Genomic DNA, 17,294 nt, shown 5'->3' on the forward strand with positions numbered 1-17,294 from the left:
TCAGCCGCAGACCTTGGTGGTGTCGGCGCCGGTGAAGGCCTCTTCACCGGCCTGCTTGATCTCGGTCGACTCCGGCGTGGGCTCCGTCCCGGAGCCGTCGCCGGCCTCTGTTCCGGCGTCGGTCCCGGTCCCGGTGCCCGCGTCGGTCTCCGTGCTCTCCTCGTCCGTCGCCGTACCGTCGTCCGTCGCGGAGCCCGAGGGGCCCGCCGACGGGGCGTCCGGGTCGCTGTCGATCGGCCGGTCGTGCTTGACGTTGTCCCACAGCTGTACGGCGTCGTCCGTCCATACGACGTTAGCCGCGTTGTTCGGGTCGTACTCGTTGGGGACGGTCATGAACGTGATCGTGTCAGGCCGCACGTTCCGCATGGAGTAGGCCAACCCGGCGAGTCCGTCGATGCTGGCCAGCTCCTCGTTCATGGTGAGCGAGCCGGTGACCGCCTTGAGGAACTTGAGCGTCTTGGACGGGTTGGTCAGCACGTCCTGGCTGAGCACCTTGCGCGAGAGGGAGGCCATGACCTCCTGCTGGCGACCGATGCGGCCGAGGTCGGAACCGTCCCCGAGTCCTTCACCCTTGCGCGCCCGGGCGTAGTCGAGGGCCTTCTGCCCCTGGAGCGTGTGGGTGCCGGGCGAGAGCGAGAGGTGGTTCGCGTCGGCGGAGTAGATCTCCTCCTCGACGCAGACCTCGACACCGCCCACGGCGTCGACCATCGCGGAGAAGCCGGCGAAGTCCGCGACGATGAACCCGTCCATGTAGACGCCGGTGAGCTCCTCGATCGTCTTGACGGTGCACAGGGCGCCGTCGGCGACCGTCCCGCCGACCTGCACGCCCTGCGAGAACGCGGCGTTGAACTTGGTGCCGTACAGCTCGGCCGTGGTCGCGCCGTCGGCCGTGGTGCAGCTCGGCACGTCCACCGTGGAGTCGCGGGGGACGGAGATCATCTCGATCCGCGACCGGTCGCCCGAGATGTGCATGACGATGGTCGTGTCCGAGCGGGCGCCGATCTCGCCGCCGCCCGCCAGCGCGTCGTTGTCCCCGCTGCGCGAGTCGCTGCCCATGACCACGATGTTCAGCGGGATGCCCGCGTTCGGGTCCTTCGGGAGTACCTGCTTGGGCCGGTTCGTGCCGAGCGCCGCCATGTCGGCGGTCTCGATGTTCCCGGTCAGCTGGGTCACCGCGGTGGCACCGCCGGCGACGGCCAGCGAGAGGACCGCGACGACCACCATGGCGATCGCGCGGGACGCGCTGCTCAGCTGTCCCAGCGCCCGGGCATGGGACGGCCCCCGGGAGGGGTTCGTCGCACCAGAGGCGCTGAAGTCGGGAAATGTCACGGCCACCGATCCTAGAGGCTGCATGTTGCACGGCGGCGCACCGCCCGGGGGCGGACCGTAGAGGGTTCGTGGAGAAGCCCTGGCCCGATCGGCCTGGGCCCTTTTCGACCGGTCCGTACCCGGTGGTGACCGGGAAGTCCTGTGGTCCGGGCTTTGCCCGGTTCAGTCGATGCGTTCGCTGCCGCGCAGCCGCGCGAGCCGGTCGGCGTCCGCCTCCAGCGCGGTGGCCGTGGCGGACGACGTGAGGACCACCGACCCGCCGCCGGCCCAGATGCCGAGCAGGTCGCGCAGCACCTCGGCGACGGGCCCGCGTCCGTCGACGAGCACGCGCGCCCCGTCGCCGGGCTCCGGGACCAGCACCTTGTGCCCGACGGCGCCCGCGGCGGTCACCAGCGCGTCCTGGTCGGGGTCCACCTCGGGCACCCAGGCGATCGCGTCGCCGTAGGTCATCACCGCGGACGCCGCGTCGATGGCGCCGGCCGGCAGGTCGCCGTCGTACTTCCGGGCGAGCGCGGGCAGGGAGACGACGACGAGGTCCGCCCCGCCGTCCGCCCACCGCTCCGGGGTGTCGGTGACCACGACGTCCGGCCGTGCTACGGCGGCGTCGGGCAGGGCGACCGTCGCGCCCGTGCGCCAGGCGGCCAGCGCCCAGACGGCGGTGCGCCAGTGCACGGGCAGGTCGACGACGACGGTGGTGCCGGGCGCGGCGTCGAACTCCTCCACCAGCAGGTTGACCGTCTTGCTGGCCCAGTTGGCGAGGACGGCGCCGGAGAGCTCGACCCGCTCGCCGTCGTCGCCGTACCAGGTGAGGCGCGGCCGGCCGCCGTCGGCGGCGAGGCGGGCCAGGAGCGAGGCGACGTCGGGCACGGAGCCGCCGGTGCGGGGCGCGATCTGCATGCCGTCAGCCTAGGTGTGAACCCGGGGGGAGGACGTGGCGCGACCCCGTGCGCGGGGTGGCGGGTGTGTGCGCGTGCTGCGTGCGTGGCACGCCCTGACGGCATGTCGGGCACGTGCCCCATATCGCGACCGGGTCGTGCTCGTCGTCGCCGGCCATTGTCTGCGGGGCCGGGAAGGACACTCCGGCGTGTCGGCGCGCCGGGGGTTTCGCAGGCCGGAAAAGCGACCGGCGAGTGAGACGTGCGCCACGACCTGCGGAAGGACTCGTGAATTACCCGTGGAACCAGTGGGCGATAGCACATTTCCGCTTGACGACTCCAGGCGACACGCGTGTAATTCCATGTATGCAGTTTTCGTAGCGAATACGCAACGGGGCCTGAAACTGCAGGTCTGGCCAGACAGGCTTGATGGGTCGGTGGATCACATGATCTACCGGCCAGGCCTCGGGGCACGGACACGGCATGGAGGGGCACGTCATGTGGAACATGCTGGAATCGGACGTGGAGTTCCCGACTGACGCGGAGAGCGAGGTCGCACCGGTGGCACCGGTCCTGCCCCTCTTCGGCGAGCTGTATGTGCTGACCGAGCCGGACGACTCCCTGCTCGGCTGGCAGGAGCGCGCCCTGTGCGCGCAGACCGACCCGGAGGCCTTCTTCCCGGAGAAGGGCGGGTCCACCCGCGAGGCCAAGAAGGTCTGCTCCGGCTGCGAGGTGCGGGCGGAGTGCCTGGACTACGCGCTGGAGAACGACGAGCGGTTCGGCATCTGGGGCGGCCTGTCGGAGCGGGAGCGCCGCAAGCTCAAGCGCCGCGCCGTCTGAGCCGGAGGTGCAGCGCAGGGTGCGGGCCGAGGAGCGAGGCACGCGCCCGTAGCGGAGCCGCAGGCTCAGACGGCAAAGAGCAGGGTCTGAGCACGTGACGCGAACGCGAGACCGGGCCCACGCAACCAGCGCGCCGTTCGGCGCGTCTGCGGCGTGTCGGCGAGGACGCGCCGCATGATGTGAAGCGAGATGAGCGCTCCACGTACCGACAGCCTGTCGGCCCCCAGCCCGGACCGGGGCTCCCATGCCGCCCCGGCAGGTCCGGTGTGGGCCAAGGTCCCGGCCCAGCCCTCCGTGCAGCCGCCCGTGGCGGTCACGGTGACCGCCGTCGTGGTGACCCGCGGCAGCAGCCCCTATCTCGCCGCGACGCTCGCCGCGCTGCGCGCCCAGTCGCGCACCCCGGACGACGTGGTCGTGGTCGACGTCGACACCGCCCCGGCGACGTCCGGCCACCAGGACCTGCAGCTCGGCGGCGCCCGGTACGTGGCCGGTGCGGGCGCCCGCACGTTCGGCGAGGCGGTCCAGGCCATGCTGGCCGCGACGGGGGTCCCGGAGCGCGGCTGGCTCTGGTTCCTGCACGACGACTCCGCCCCCGCGCCCGGCGCGCTGGCCGCGCTGGCGCGGGCGGTGGAGCACTCGAACGCCGTGGCGGTGGCCGGGGCGAAGCAGCGGCACTGGGCGTCGGGCCCGGACGGGCTGCCGCTCGACCCGGACGCGGCCGACCGGGGCGTGCTGGTCGAGGTGGGGCACACCGTGTCGCCCCTGGGCCGGCGCATGACCGGTGTCGACGACACCGAGATCGACCAGGGGCAGCACGACTCGCGCGAGGACGTGCTCGCCGTCGGGCTCGCCGGGGCGCTGGTGCGCGCGTCGGTGTGGCGCGAGGTGGGCGGCACCGACCCGGCGTACGGCCAGTTCGGCGACTCGACCGACTTCTGCCGGCGCGTGCGGCTCGCGGGCCATCGCGTCGTGGTGGTGCCCGACGCCGTGGTGCGGCACGCGCAGGTCGCCCTGCACGCGCCGGGCTCGGCGGGCGCACGCCGCCGCAGCCAGCTCTACCTGCGCCTGACGTCCGTCGCGCCGTGGGTCCTGCCGTTCGCGATGCTCGCCATGGTGGCGTGGGCGCCGTTCGCCGCGAGCTACCGGCTCGCGATGAAGCACCCCGACCGGGCCCGCGACGAGCTGGTCGCGCCGCTATGGGCCGTGTTCCGGCTGGGTCCGCTGCTGCGGGCCCGACGCCGGATCGCGCGCACGTCGACCGTGCCGCGCAGCGTGCTGCGGCCGCTCCTGGGCACCTGGCGCGAGGTCGCCGCGGAGCGGCGCGACAAGCGGCTCGCGCGCGGCGAGGCCCACCCGGTCGACGCCGCGCCGTCCGAGCTGGAGCAGGCCGAGCTGCAGGTCCTGGCCGTGCGGCGCCGCTCGGCGCTCGCCGTGGTCGTGGTCGGCGCCGTGGGCCTCGCGGCCGCGCTGTTCGGCCCCGGGCTGGGCGCCCTCGCCTCCGGCGGGCGACTGGTCGGCGGGGCCCTGCTCCCGGCCGGCGGCACGACGGCGACCACCTGGTCGGCCGCGACGTCCGGCTGGGTGCGCGACGGGCTCGGCACGGCCGCGCCGGCCGACCCCCTCCTCCTCGTGCTCTCCGGGCTCTCGGTGCTCGCGGGCGGCACCCTGCAGCACGCGGTGAACGCGCTGCTCCTGCTGGCGCTGCCGCTGGCCGCCGTCGGCGCCTGGGCCGCCGCGGGCACGGTGACGCGCTCCGTGTGGCTGCGCACGCTCGCCGCGCTCGCGTGGACCGTCGCCCCCGCGTTCCTCGGCGCCCTGGACGGCGGCCTGCTCGGCGGCGTGCTCGTGCATGCCCTGCTGCCCTGGACCGCCGTGGCGCTCGTCCGCGCGGTGGGCGCCCAGGCCGTCGACCGGGTGGCGCACGCCGACGGCGGCCCGGCCGGCGCGCCGGACACCGGCGCCGACGGCGCGTGGGACACCGGCGCTGACGGCGCGTGGGCGTACGCCGCCCGGACCGGCACCGGCTCGCTCGGTGCGGCCGGCGCGGGCGGGCTGCTGCTGGCGTGCGTGATCGCGGGCGCGCCCGTGCTGCTCCCCGCCGCCGTGCTCGTGCTGGCCGGGGCGATGCTCGTCGCCCCGCGCCGCCGCGTGCACCTGGCGCTCGCGCTCGCGCCGGCCCTCGTGGTCGGCGCCCCGCTCTGGTGGACGGCGGTGCGGGACCGCGACCTCGGCCTCCTGACCGCCGAACCCCTCGCGGGCTCAGGCGTCCCGGACCCCGGCACGGCCTCCGGTCTGGAGCTGCTGCTCAGCCTGCCCGCCGCTCCCGCCGCCTGGTTCGACGTGCCCGACGGCGGGCCCCTCCTCACCGCCGCCGGCGCCGTCGTCGCGGCTGCGCCCTGGGTGCTCGGCGGGCTGGTGCTCGCGCTCGCGGTGGTCGGGCTGGTGGGCGCGCTCGCCGGGATCGGCCGGAGGGGCGGTACCGACGCCGCACGGCACGTCACGGCGACGGCGCTGGTCGGCTGGCTGGTCGCCGCCGCGGGCCTCGCCGCGGCGGTGCTCGCGCAGGACGACGGGCGCTGGGTGGGTCCCGGGCTGTCCCTCCTGCTGCTCGGCCTGGGTGCCGCGGCGGTCGCGGGCGTCGGGGTGCTCACCGGGCACGGGGCGTCCCTCGGCGGCTTCCTGGGCTCGGCGCGCACGGTCGCCGTCGTCGGCCTGACCGTCGTCGCGGTGCTGCTCCCCGCGACCCAGGCCGTGGTGTGGCTGGCCGGCTCCGGCAGCGTCGCGCACGGCGGCCGGGCCGGGATGCTGCACGTGACGACCGACCCGGTCGTGCCCGCCGTCGGGCAGCAGATGCAGGCGCCGCCCCGGCAGGCCCGCGTGCTGGAGGTCGGCTTCTCGGCCGACGGGACGGTGCGGTACACGCTGCTGCGGGCCGACGGCTCGCAGCTCGCCGACGCCTCGGTGGCGCCACGGGTCGCGGCCCGTCTCGCCGGCGACCAGGTGGCTGACTCGGCGGCGGACCCGGCGACCGACCCGGCCGCCGCGCTCGACGTGGTCGTGGCCGCGCTGACGGCCGGCACGACCGAGGGGGTGCCGCAGCAGCTCGCCGACCTGGGGATCGGGGCGGTGCAGGTCCGGTCCGCGGGTGCGGCGACGGATCCGGTGACCGACTCGGCGACGGACCAGGTGGCTGACTCGGCTGCGGGGTCCGCCGTCGGCGACCTCGTGGCCACCCTCGACATGGTGCCGGGCATGAGCCGCGTGACCGAGGGCCAGGCGGTCTCGGTGTGGCGCGTGGCGCCCGCCGAGGAGCCGGCGCCCGGCTGGGCCCGGATCGAGGAGGACGGCGCCACGCGCCAGGTGCTGCCCTCGGGCGGCACGGCCGTGCACACCGAGGTCGAGGCCGGCGGCGCGGACCGCGTCGTCGTGCTGGCGGAGTCCGCGGGCCGGGGCTGGCAGGCGTCGCTCGACGGCCGGCGGCTGGAGCCTGTCCCCGCGGACGAGGCGGCCGGGCTGCAGGCCTTCACGCTCGGGGCCGACGCCGGGCACCTGGTGGTCCGCTACGAGGCGCCCCACCGCACGGCCTGGCTCGTGCTGACGACGTTCACGCTGGTGGTCTTCGCCCTGCTGGCGCTGCCGGTGGGACGCAGGAGGGGTCGATGAAGCGCAAGAACCTGGCGGCCGGGTCCGCGGTCCGGCGGGCCGCGGCCACGGTGGGCGCCCTGCTGTGCGCGCTCGCGGTCGGCGCCCTGGCCACGACGGGCACGGCCGAACCGGGCGGCGCCGCGCGCGACGCGGCCCCGGCGGTCGACGACGCGCGCACCGTCCCCGTGGCGGCCACCGGGACGGGGCTGGTCTGCCCCACGCCGGCGCAGCTCGAACAGCCCGACGTCGGGGACGACGCGTTCAGCGCGGCCCCCGTCGCGACGACCACGTCGCTGACCGCCGCCGTGCTCGACGGGGCCGACGGCGAGGAGCCGGCGGTCACGACGCTGGACGGCGAGGAGGAGGCGGAGCTCACCGGGCCGCTGGAGCAGGGCGCCGACGCGGCCGTGCTCGACGGCAGGCTGCCGGGCGCGCGCGTGCTGCGCCTGACGCCGGGCACCGCGACGTACGCCGCCGGGACCGTGGCGTCCGTGACCACCGAGGGCGACCTGCGCGGCCTGGTCGCCGGGCCGTGCGTGGAGCCCGCCGTCGAGCACTGGCTGGTGGGCGGCAGCACCTCGGTGGGGTCGAGCGGCCGCCTCGTGCTGCAGAACCCGGGCCGCACCGCGGCCACCGTGACCCTGCAGGCCTGGGGCGCGTCCGGCCCGGTGGTGCTGGGGAGCCAGTCGCTCGTCGTCGTGCCCCCGGGCGAGCAGGTGGTCACCATGCTGGAGGCCGTCGCGCCCGACCAGGGCCGGCTCGCCCTGCACGTCACCGCCGAGGGCGGCCGGGTGGGCGCCTACGTGCAGCACCACCGGATCGAGGGGCTCGTGCCCGCGGGCGCTGACCTCGTCGTGTCGGGTGCCGCGCCGTCGGCCACGACGGCGGTGTCCGGCGTGACCAGCACGGGCGAGACGGTGGACGACCCGCACGCCCCGCGCCTCGACGTCCTGACGCCGGGCACGCGGGCCGGCACGGCGCGGCTCGCCGTGCTCGGGCCCGACGGCCCGGTGCGGCTGCGCGGCGGCGAGGAGCTGCCGCTCGAACCGGGGCAGGTCACGACCCTCCCGCTGGGCGGCCTGCCCGCCGGGAGCTACACCGTGGTGGTGGACGCCGACGTGCCGGTGGTCGCCGGCGCGGCCGTGGACCGCAAGGGCGCCGCCGCGGAGGGTGACGGGATGGCCGCAGTGATCGACGACGACCCCTACGACCGGGCCTGGCTGGCCGGTCAGGCGGTGGCCGGTCAGGCGGGGGCGGGGCAGACGGGCACCGGGACCGCCGACGGCGCCGTCGCCGTGCCGGAGGACGTCGTGTACGGCGTGACGCTGAGCGGCGTGCCCGACGAGCGCGGGCCCGACGAGATCGAGGACGCGACCGGCAGCACCGAGGTGACGCTGCGCGGCGTCGGGCCGGACGGCGAGGTGGCCTGGACGCACCCGGTCGACGTGCCCGCCGGGCAGACCGTCGAGGTGGGCTGGTCCGAGCTGTCGGAGCTCGGCGACGCCGTGGCGGTGGTCGCCGAGCAGCCTGCCGACCAGCCCGAGGTGGTCTGGTCGGTGCGGCTGGTCCAGGCCGACGACGCGAGCCTGTTCTCGGTGCTGGCCCCGACGCCGCCGCTCGCGGCGGACGGCGACGTGCGCGTGCGCCGGGTCGACGCCGCGGGCTGACGCCGCGCCCCGCCGTCCGGACTAGGAACGCTCGCCGAAGTTCGGGTCGATCTCCTCGGGCGTGCGGGCCAGCAGGTGCGCCACCTGCTCCACGACCACGTCGCGCACCAGGTCGGCGAGGTCGTCCAGGTCGACGGCCCGCACCTCCACGGGGCGGCGGTAGACCACCACGCGGCCGGGGCGGCCGGCCTCGGCGGGGAAGAACCGGCCGAGCAGCACGCCGCCGTCCTCCCAGGGCGCGGGGTCTGACGGCGGCACGTCCTCCACGGCGAACTCGGTGCCCTGCAGGTGTGTGGCCCACGTCCGGTCGAGGTCCTCGACGACGTCGAGCACGAGCTCGTCGAACCGCTGCGCCCGGGTGCGGTGCGCGGGGGTGCCCGGCGGGAACATCGGGCCGCGCAGCCCGCGTCCGCGCCGGTCCCGCCGCCGCGGCCCCGCATCCTCCCCGGTGGACTGCCCGCCGGCCTCGCCGGGCGAGCCGGGGCGGGCGGCGGCGAGCCGGAGGAGGTCGGCCTGCGAGGCCTGGGAGACCCCGCTGGGGCCGGGTGAGCCGCCGGCGGAGCCGGTACCGGAGGAGCCGTTGCCGGAGGAGCCGCTGGACGAGCTGCCGGCGGGGCCGGAGCCACGGCCCGACCGCCGGTTCCGGCCGCGAGGAGAAAACGGAGGCACCTCCTGACGATACGTCGGATCGGGGGTGCGGTCGGTCATCGCCACGACGCGGCGCCCGCTTCACCTCGCACCCCTATCCTGTGGCCGTGCGCGACGATCCCGCCGAGGCGGCGTACCGCAGAGCCCTGGCGCTGGTCACCGCGCTCGTCGTCCTGGTCGGCGGGCTGTGGGCGGTGCTGACCCCGGCGTTCCGCGCCCCGGACGAGCCGCAGCACGTCAACAGCGTGCTCCGCCTCGCGTACGGCGGCGGCTGGCCGCCCGCGGGCGAGGCGCTGGTGGGCCCCGCCGTCGACGCGGCGCGGGAGCAGGCGGCGCTGGACACCGACGTGCCCGGGCGGCACCTGGACCGCGAGGGCATCCCGGCGTACGTCGGCGTGCCGCCCACCCCGGACACCGAACGCGCCAGGGTGACCGGCGCGAACGCCCTGGCCGACCCGCTGCCGCCGGGCACCGCCACGCGGCACCTCGACACCGAGGCCGTGGACCAGATGACCCAGCACCCGCCGCTGTACTACGCGGTGGCGGCAGGCGTGCTGCACGCCACGGGCCTGGCCGAGGCGCGGTGGGACCGCCAGCTGCTGGCGCTGCGGCTGTTCGACGTCGTCCTGCTGGCGCCCCTGCCGCTGCTGGCGGCGGCGGCCGCTCGCCGGCTGTCGGGGTCGCGGGCGGCGGCGCTGGTGGCGGCGTCGTTCACGCTGTTCGTGCCGCAGGTGGCGCACATCCTGGGCAGCGTCACCAACGACGCCCTCGTCACGCTGACCGGCGCGGCGACCGCGTACCTCGCCGTCCGCGTGCTCACGGGCGGCCTGGGGGCGCGGACGGCGGTCGCGCTCGGCGCGGCGGTGGGCCTGGGGCTGCTCACCAAGGTGATGGCGGCGTTCGCGCTGCCCGTGGTCGGGGCCGCGTACCTGCTGGCGTCCGGCCCGCGCGGCCGGCGGGTGGCCGGTGCCCTGCTGGCGGGCGGCACGGCGTTCGTCGTCGGCGGCTGGTGGTGGCTGCGCAACCTGCTGGTGCTGGGCACGGTGCAGCCCGTGGGCATCCCGGACCGATTCCCCGAGGCGGAGTCCCGGGGCCTCTGGTACTTCCTGCGGACCGTGGTGACGAGCCTGACCAGGTCGTTCTTCGGCAACTTCGGCTGGCTGGAGGTCCGCCTGCCCGACGCCGTGTTCTGGACGGCGGCCGTCGTGGTCGCCGCGCTGTGCGCGCTGGCCGTGGTGCGCGGTCCCGCGCGGCGCGCCACGGCGGTGCTCCTGCTGCAGCCGGCGGCGCTGTGGTGCGGCGTGCTGGTCAACGCCTGGCCCGACTACGCGGCCCACGGCTGGATCTCCGCGGTGCAGGGCCGCTACCTGTTCGCGGGCCTCCTCGCCCTGAGCGCGGGGGTGGCGCTGGGCCTGCTCGCCCTGCTCGGAGCGCGCCTGCGCCGCGCGACCCCGTGGGTGGTCGCCGCGGCGGGCCTGGCCGCGGCGAGCGGCCTCGCCTACGGGTTCTGGGGTTTCTACCAGGGCCCGGGCGAGTCGGTGGCCGACGCCGCGGCCCGCTGGGCCGGGTGGAGCCCGCTGACGGGCCCTCAGCTCGTGCTGGTCGGCCTCGCGGTCGTGGCCGGCGGGACCGCCGCCGTGATGGCCACGGCCCGGTTCGCCCGCAGCGCGAGCGCCGCGGACGCGGCGACCGCCCCGGCCGCGAGCACGCCCGCGGCGGCGGCCGGCAGCGGCAGCTCGGCGTAGTACCCCGGCGGCGCGGGCGTGGTCAGCTCGACCGTGAGCCAGACCGCCAGGTCGAGCAGCGTCACGGCGGTCCAGGCGGGGACGAGCCGCCGTGGCCGCACCGCCAGGCCGGCGGCGACCGCGAGGCACAGCGGGAGCGAGACCACGAGCAGGTAGCGCGGGTAGACGCCGCCGCTGCTGGCGGCGTACGTGACCTGCACGGTCACCGAGACGGCGACGGCGACGGCGGGCAGGGCGCGCAGCAGCAGCCGGTCCGTGCGGTGGGCGGGTGCGCCGCCGTGCTGGTCGCGGCAGCCCGGCGGCGCGGGGGCGGTGAGGCCCCGTGCGCCCGCCCGCCGCCGTCGGACCGCTGTCACCAGCGCGAGCACCAGGGGTGTCCACACGAGCAGCGCGGCGGTGACGATCATCGTGGTGAGCGTGAGCGCCGTGTTCGGGGGCAGGCGCCCGGCCCACCAGAACAGGTCGGGCAGGCGGGTCCAGGTCTCCGGGTCGGCGAGCACCGCCCACACGGGACGCTCCTGCCGGTTCTGGTGGGCCAGCGCCCAGTCGAAGTGCGAGCCGGTGACGGTGCCGGTCAGCTCCAGGTTGCGCAGGTAGAACCAGCCGCTGCCGGCCAGCACGGCGCCGGGGCCGGCCAGCGCCAGCGCGACGACGTGCGCCCACCGGCCCCGGCCCTGCGCGGCCCGCACCGCCCCGGCGGCGAGGGCGACGCCCGCGACCACGGCGGCGGTCAGCGCGGCGGACAGCCGGGTCAGCGCGCACGCCGCCGCGACCAAGGACAGCCACGTGATCAGCCGGCCGTCCAGCCCGCGGCGGACCGCCGTCGCGGCCAGCCCGAACAGGAGGGTCACGCCGGTGGCGGCCAGCAGGTCGTTGTACGCGCTGCCGCCGACGTGCGCGGCGGCCGGCATGGCCCCCGCGAGGAACGCCACGAGCGGGGGCAGCGCGCTGCCCGGCCGGGTCAGCCGGCGCGCGCTCCACCACGCCGCGAGCACGAGGACGCCGCTGAGCAGCACGTTCACGCCGCGGGCCGCGTAGACGGCGGCGACCGGGTGGCCGGCGTCCGCCAGGGGGCCCACGAGCGGGGCGATCAGGAAGTAGTACAGGGGCGGATGCTGGGCGGTCCACTGCACGGGGGCGAGCCAGGCGCCGTCGGGCCGCAGGACGAGGCCGTCCTCGAAGACCGGCAGCCCGCCGTGCCACACCTGGTAGGCGTAGTCCACGTGCGGGGGCTCGTCGCCGGTGGCGTAGGGCGCGTCGGCCAGCGCGACGGTGAGGGACAGGAGCATCCCGGAGAGCACCGCGAGCAGCAGGGCCAGGCGTTCGGCCCGCTCGGTACCCGTCAGCCCGGTCCGCGTCCGCCCGGTCCTCCGCCCGGTACGCAGCCCGGCTCGAAGCCCGGTTCGAAGCCCGGTCATGCGGCCGGCACCGGGTCGGCGTCGGCGCGGGGGCTCCGGGCGGCGTCGTCCGGCGGCCCGGGGGCGACGGCGGTCCGCACCACCGAGACCGTGACGGCGAGGGCGAGCCCCACCCCGGCGGCCACCACGGCGCCGAGCACCGCGGCGGGGACGGGGTACCAGTGGCCGACGGCGCCCAGAGCGCGGCCCAGCGCGCCGGGGCCGCCGTCCGCGGGCCACCAGTACAGGCACCACACGTCGTACTGGTAGGCCGCGTGCATGCCCACGGCGAGGGCGAGCAGCGCCGCCGGCGTCGCGCGGCGCCACCCGGCCCGCAGCACGGCGGCGCCCGCCAGTGCGACGACCAGCAGCCCGACGAGGCCGGTGTAGAGGTAACGGCCCTGCTGCGCGGCGCCCACGTCGCCGAACGCCGCGAACTGCTCCCACGACCCGCGGGCGACGATCCCGGCCAGGGCGGGCACGGGGAACAGCAGCACGAGCGCGTCGGGCCGGGGGAGCGGCCGGCGCACCAGGGCGGCGGAAATCCCGGCCACCACGAGGACGAGCGCCACGCGGGCCGCCCACCACGACGCGTCGTGCGCGCGGGCGGCGGCGTGGTCCTGGACGAAGAAGAGCGTGACCATGCGCTCGGCGAACCGGCCGAGCCAGGTGACGCCGCCGTCTGACCAGCCGTGCACGGGCGTGAGGTCGGGCGGGGTGACGTGCGTGCCGTGCGGCTGGAGCATGCCGTGGACCACCACGTTGCGCACCCACCACGCGATCCCCGGCACGGTGACGACGGCGACCACCAGCAGCGACGTCGCGGCGGAGCGGAGCTGCCCGGCGCGGCGGTGCCGCCAGGCGGCGACGACGTAGGCCAGGAGGACCCACGCGGGGAACATCAGGGCGAAGCCCTTGGTCAGCAGCGCGAGCGACGAGACCAGCCCGAGCAGCAGGGCCGTGCGGCGGCCCAGGTCACCGGTGAGGACCCGCGCCACCAGCAGCGTGGCGCACGCGCCGAGGACCACCAGCAGGTTGTCGTTGTTCACCGCGGACTCGAGGTGCGTCAGCTCGGGGACCACGAGCGGGGCCAGGGCGGCCGCGACCGGCAGGGGCTCGGGGAGGCGCAGCCGCCGCGCCGTCGCGAACAGGAGCAGCGGCAGCGGGAGCGCGAGCAGCGCGTTCCACCAGCGCAGGAGCAGCCACACCTGGTCCAGCGGGGCATCCTGCCACCCGGGCACCAGGCCCACGACGCCCGCGCCCAGCAGGTAGTACAGCGGCGGGTGCTGCACGAGCTGGTTGAACACCGGTTCCTGCCGCCCGTCGGCCCCCTCCGCCGTCAGGGTGGCGGAGCCACCGGCCGCGCGGTACGACGGGCGCTCGCCGCGCGGCGGGACGTCGTCGCGGTCGGCCAGGTGCTGGGGCCCGTCCAGGCTGTCGGCCCCGACGAAGCCGCCCGCCGTCACGCCCCGCGTGACGTAGGCCGTGCCCGGACCGGGCCACGGCCAGGCGTCGCCCTGCCGCACCTGGAGCACGAGGTCCACGTGCTGGCGCTCGTCGGGCGAGCGGACATTGGGGAAGACCGCGGTCTGGGCGAGCATGACGGCCAGGTGCAGGAGCACGATCAGCCACACCACGCCGGGGACGGTGCGGGGTCGGGACACGCGTGCAGGGTAGCCACGGCAGGTTGCCCCGACCGGGCGCCCTGGTCACGGCCGGGTAACAGTCATTCCTGGGAACGCAGTGTTCACGCTCTGGTCATGTACCGCTCCTACGCTCGTGAAGCCAGTCACTGCTCCTCCGGACACTGCTCATCGAAGGCACAGGGCCATGAAGCTGTTCGTGCAGATTCCCTGCTTGAACGAGGAAGAGACCCTTCCTGACGTGCTTGCCACGATCCCCCGCAGCATCCCGGGGGTCGACGAGATCGAGATCCTGGTCGTCGACGACGGGTCCACGGACAACACCGTGGAGGTCGCGCGCCGCCTCGGCGTGCGCCACTTCGTGCGGCACACCCGGAACATGGGCCTGGCCCGGTCGTTCCGCGACGGCGTGGACTACGCGCTGCGGCACGGCGCGGACGTCGTGGTGAACACCGACGGCGACAACCAGTACCCGCAGGAACGGATCGGCGACCTGGTGCTGCCCGTCGTCCTCGGGAACGCCGACATCGTGATCGCCGACCGGCAGACCGCCACCATCGCGCACTTCTCGCCGCTCAAGAAGCTGCTGCAGCAGGCGGGCAGCGCCGTCGTGAACTTCGCCGCCGGGACCGACCTGCCCGACGCCGCGAGCGGGTTCCGCGCCTACTCGCGCGGTGCGCTGCTGCGGCTCAACGTCGTCACGCAGTTCAGCTACTGCATGGAGACGATCATCCAGGCCGGGCACAAGCGGATGCGCATCGCGAGCCTGCCGGTCACCACCAACCCGAAGACCCGCGAGTCCCGGCTCTTCACGAGCATGTGGCAGCACATCGCCAAGTCGGCCCAGGCCATCAGCCGGTCCTACGTGATGTTCAAGCCGCACACGGTGTTCGTCACGCTCGGCCTGCTGTTCGCGTTCGGCGCGCTGGTGCCGTTCGGCCGGTACGCCGTCCTCCTGGCGACGGGCACCGCCGGGCAGCACCTCCAGTCGATCGTGCTCGGGGCGACGTCGATGGTCGGCGCGCTGCTGAGCTTCGCCCTGCTCGTGCTGGCCGACCTCCAGCGCACCAACCGCGTGCTGCTGGAGGAGACGCTGGAGCGCCTCAAGGAGGTGCAGTACGGCACGACGACGGGTCCCGCCGCGCCGGGCGGGGCGCAGAACGGCGGGTTCGCGGACGTCCCCGCGGGCGCCCAGTGATCACCTTCGGCACCTACGACGCCGCGCGGCACCCCCGCACCGCCGTCCTCGTCGCCGGGCTGCGCGCCCACGGGATCAAGGTCACCGAGCTGAACCGCCCCCTCGGCCTGTCCACCGCCGAACGGGTCCGGATGCTGCAGCAGCCCTGGCGGCTGCCCGTCCTCGCCGCCCGACTGCTGCGGTGCTGGGCCGCGCTGGTGGGCGACGCCGCGCGGCACCGGCAGGCCGAGGGCCGGCCCGCGGCGGTGCTCGTGGGGTACCTGGGCCACTTCGACGTGCTCCTGGCCCGGCTGCTGTACCCCCGCTCCACGGTGGTGCTCGACCACCTCGTCTTCGCCGGGGACACGGCCGCCGACCGCGGGGCCGCCGGCCTGCGCGTCCGGCTGCTGACCGGGCTGGACCGGCTGGCCGTTGCGTGCGCCGACGTGGTGGTCACCGACACCGACGAGCACCGGCGGATGCTCCCCGACCCCGGCAAGGGCGTGGTCGTGCTGGTCGGTGCCCCGGACGAGTGGCGGACGGCGAGCGAGACCCTGGCCCCGCCGGCGGGGTCGCGGCCGGACGGCGGGGCCGGCTCGTCCGACGGGGCCGGCGCGTCCGACGGGGCCGGCGCGGCCGACGCGTCCGACGGGCACCACCTGTCCGTCGTCTTCTACGGGCTGTACACCCCGCTCCAGGGCGCACCCGTGATCGCCGAGGCGGTGCGCGACGCCGTCGCGGCGGGCGCGCCCCTGCGCGTCACGATGGTCGGCGCCGGCCAGGACCTGCCGCGCACGCGCGAGATCCTGGCGGACACCCCGGGCGTGACCTGGCACGACTGGGTCGAGCCCGGCGCGCTGCCCGCCCTGGTCGCCGCGCACGACGTCTGCCTCGGCATCTTCAGCGACACCCCGAAGGGCCTGCGGGTGGTGCCCAACAAGGTGTACCAGGGCCTCGCGGCCGGCTGCGTCGTGATCACCGCGGACACCCCGCCGCAGCGCCGCGCGCTCGGGGAGCACGTCGAGCTGGTCCCGGCGGCCGACGCCGCGGCGCTCGCGGCCGAGCTCGTCCGGCTGGGCACCCCTGGGGCGCTGGCGGACGCCCGGGAGCGGGCCGCGCGCGGGCGCGACCGGATCCGGCCCCCGGCGGTCGCCGAGCCGCTGGTCGCCGAGCTGCGGCGCCGGGGCGTCTCGTGAGCGAGCCCCGCACAGCGCCGGCCGGCGTCGAGGTCCCGGCGGAGGGGGCGGCCGGCTCGCCCGCGGCGGACGGCGCCGGCCCCGGGTCGCGGTCCGGGGCCCGTCGTCCGCTGCCGGCCCGTCGTCCGATGTCGGTGCGCGTGCTCGCGGCGCTCCGGTCGCGCTGGGTGCGGTGGGGCTCTCTCGGCGTCGCCCTGACGCTCGCGCTCTGGTACGTGGTCGCCCACCGCGAGGCGCTGGTGCGGGCCGCGGCCGGGCTGTCCGGGGGCGAGGTGGCGCTCGTCGTCGTCCTCGGTGTGCTGTACGTGTGGTGCACGCTGCTGGCGTGGCGCGCCGTCCTGGCCGACCTGGGCTCGCCGCTGCCGCTGCGCGGCGCAGTCGCGGTCTTCGGCACCAGCCAGCTCGGCAAGTACGTGCCGGGCGGGGTGTGGAACGTCGTGGCCGCCGCCGAGGTCGGGGCGGGGCACGGCGTGCCGCGTGCCCGGTCGGCGGCGGCGATGCTGGTGGCCGTCGCGGTCTCCGTCGCCTCCGGCGCGGCGGTGGGCGCGGTGGCGCTGCCGCTCGTGTCCGCGGGCGCGCTCGGCGCGTGGTCCTGGGTGGTGTGGGCGGCGCCGGTGGTCGTGGTGGTCCTCGCGCCGCCCGTGCTGAACCGGCTGATCACGGTGGCCCTGCGGCTCGCCCGGCGCGGCACGCCGGAACCCTCGATGACCTGGGGCGGCCTGGGTCGCGCCGCCGCGTGGTCGGTGGCGGGCTGGCTGGTGGCGGGGCTGCAGCTCTGGGTGCTCTGCCTGGGGCTGGGCCTGCCCCCGACCGCCCGGACGCTCGCGCTGGCGACGGGCGGCTGGGCGCTCGCGTGGACCGCCGGGTTCCTGTTCGTGGTCGCGCCGGCGGGCGCGGGCGTGCGCGAGCTGGTGCTCGCGGCGGTGCTCGCCGGGGTGCTCCCGGGCCCGGCGGCGGGGCTCGCGGTGCTCGTCAGCCGGGTGGTCCTGACCCTCGTCGACCTGGCGTTCGCGGGTGCGGGGCTGCTGCTCGCCCGGGCTGCCGGACGAATTCGTGCCGGATCACCGCCGTTACGCCCGTGAATGCCCGGCGTGTTCGGCGCGTCCTACCCGGTCAGCGGCGTAGTCTCGGC

At 76.5% G+C, this 17,294-nt stretch carries 11 protein-coding genes; 7 read left to right on the forward strand and 4 right to left on the reverse strand.

The window, feature by feature from the left end:
* Both ACH45N_RS23840 and ACH45N_RS23845 read right to left on the reverse strand, forming a co-directional pair.
* Positions 1-1,329 (reverse strand): LCP family protein, encoded by a 1,329-nt coding sequence (locus ACH45N_RS23840; RefSeq protein WP_397398435.1) that lies wholly within the window; start codon positions 1,327-1,329, stop codon positions 1-3.
* Between the two features lie 162 nt (positions 1,330-1,491).
* Positions 1,492-2,226: a TIGR03089 family protein gene (locus tag ACH45N_RS23845; protein ID WP_397398436.1), complete on the reverse strand. Its 735-nt coding sequence runs from the start codon at positions 2,224-2,226 to the stop codon at positions 1,492-1,494.
* Between the two features lie 476 nt (positions 2,227-2,702).
* On the opposite strand from ACH45N_RS23845, the gene ACH45N_RS23850 reads away from it, so the two are divergent.
* The 3 genes from ACH45N_RS23850 to ACH45N_RS23860 all read left to right on the forward strand — a co-directional run bounded on the left by ACH45N_RS23850 (position 2,703) and on the right by ACH45N_RS23860 (position 8,356).
* Positions 2,703-3,044: a WhiB family transcriptional regulator gene (locus ACH45N_RS23850; protein WP_397398634.1), complete on the forward strand. Its 342-nt coding sequence runs from the start codon at positions 2,703-2,705 to the stop codon at positions 3,042-3,044.
* 189 nt (positions 3,045-3,233) lie between these two features.
* Positions 3,234-6,707 (forward strand): glycosyltransferase, encoded by a 3,474-nt coding sequence (locus ACH45N_RS23855; protein ID WP_397398437.1) that lies wholly within the window; start codon positions 3,234-3,236, stop codon positions 6,705-6,707.
* Positions 6,704-8,356 carry a DUF5719 family protein gene (locus ACH45N_RS23860; protein WP_397398438.1) on the forward strand — a complete coding sequence of 551 codons (1,653 nt, stop codon included), beginning with the start codon at positions 6,704-6,706 and terminating at the stop codon, positions 8,354-8,356. Before ACH45N_RS23855 ends, ACH45N_RS23860 begins: the two co-directional genes overlap by 4 nt.
* Before the next feature lie 21 nt (positions 8,357-8,377).
* On the opposite strand, the gene ACH45N_RS23865 is transcribed toward ACH45N_RS23860, so the two are convergent.
* Positions 8,378-9,025: a metallopeptidase family protein gene (locus ACH45N_RS23865; protein WP_397398439.1), complete on the reverse strand. Its 648-nt coding sequence runs from the start codon at positions 9,023-9,025 to the stop codon at positions 8,378-8,380.
* An 86-nt stretch (positions 9,026-9,111) separates the two neighbouring features.
* Here ACH45N_RS23865 and ACH45N_RS23870 point away from each other — a divergent pair, with 86 nt between their 5' ends.
* Positions 9,112-10,749, forward strand: a complete 1,638-nt coding sequence (locus ACH45N_RS23870; protein WP_397398440.1) for a DUF2142 domain-containing protein — start codon at positions 9,112-9,114, stop codon at positions 10,747-10,749.
* Positions 10,750-12,163: 1,414 nt separating this feature from the next.
* On the opposite strand, the gene ACH45N_RS23875 is transcribed toward ACH45N_RS23870, so the two are convergent.
* Entirely contained in the window at positions 12,164-13,810 is a 1,647-nt protein-coding gene (locus tag ACH45N_RS23875) for a phospholipid carrier-dependent glycosyltransferase (RefSeq protein ID WP_397398441.1), read from the reverse strand.
* A gap of 166 nt (positions 13,811-13,976) precedes the next feature.
* Between ACH45N_RS23875 and ACH45N_RS23880 the strand changes: the two genes are divergently transcribed.
* From ACH45N_RS23880 to ACH45N_RS23890, 3 genes are read left to right on the forward strand one after another with little or no spacing between them, the layout of a single operon-like run.
* Complete coding sequence (locus ACH45N_RS23880; RefSeq protein ID WP_397398442.1) at positions 13,977-14,987, forward strand: glycosyltransferase family 2 protein; 1,011 nt, start codon at positions 13,977-13,979, stop codon at positions 14,985-14,987.
* Positions 14,984-16,162 (forward strand): glycosyltransferase, encoded by a 1,179-nt coding sequence (locus ACH45N_RS23885; protein ID WP_397398443.1) that lies wholly within the window; start codon positions 14,984-14,986, stop codon positions 16,160-16,162. Before ACH45N_RS23880 ends, ACH45N_RS23885 begins: the two co-directional genes overlap by 4 nt.
* The gene (locus tag ACH45N_RS23890; RefSeq protein WP_397398444.1) at positions 16,159-17,244 is read left to right on the forward strand and encodes a lysylphosphatidylglycerol synthase domain-containing protein; all 1,086 of its coding nucleotides are present in this window, start codon (positions 16,159-16,161) and stop codon (positions 17,242-17,244) included. Before ACH45N_RS23885 ends, ACH45N_RS23890 begins: the two co-directional genes overlap by 4 nt.
* Positions 17,245-17,294: the final 50 nt, after the last annotated feature.

Source organism: Promicromonospora sp. NPDC019610, from assembly GCF_044389365.1.
Classification (GTDB): Bacteria; Actinomycetota; Actinomycetes; order Actinomycetales; family Cellulomonadaceae; genus Promicromonospora.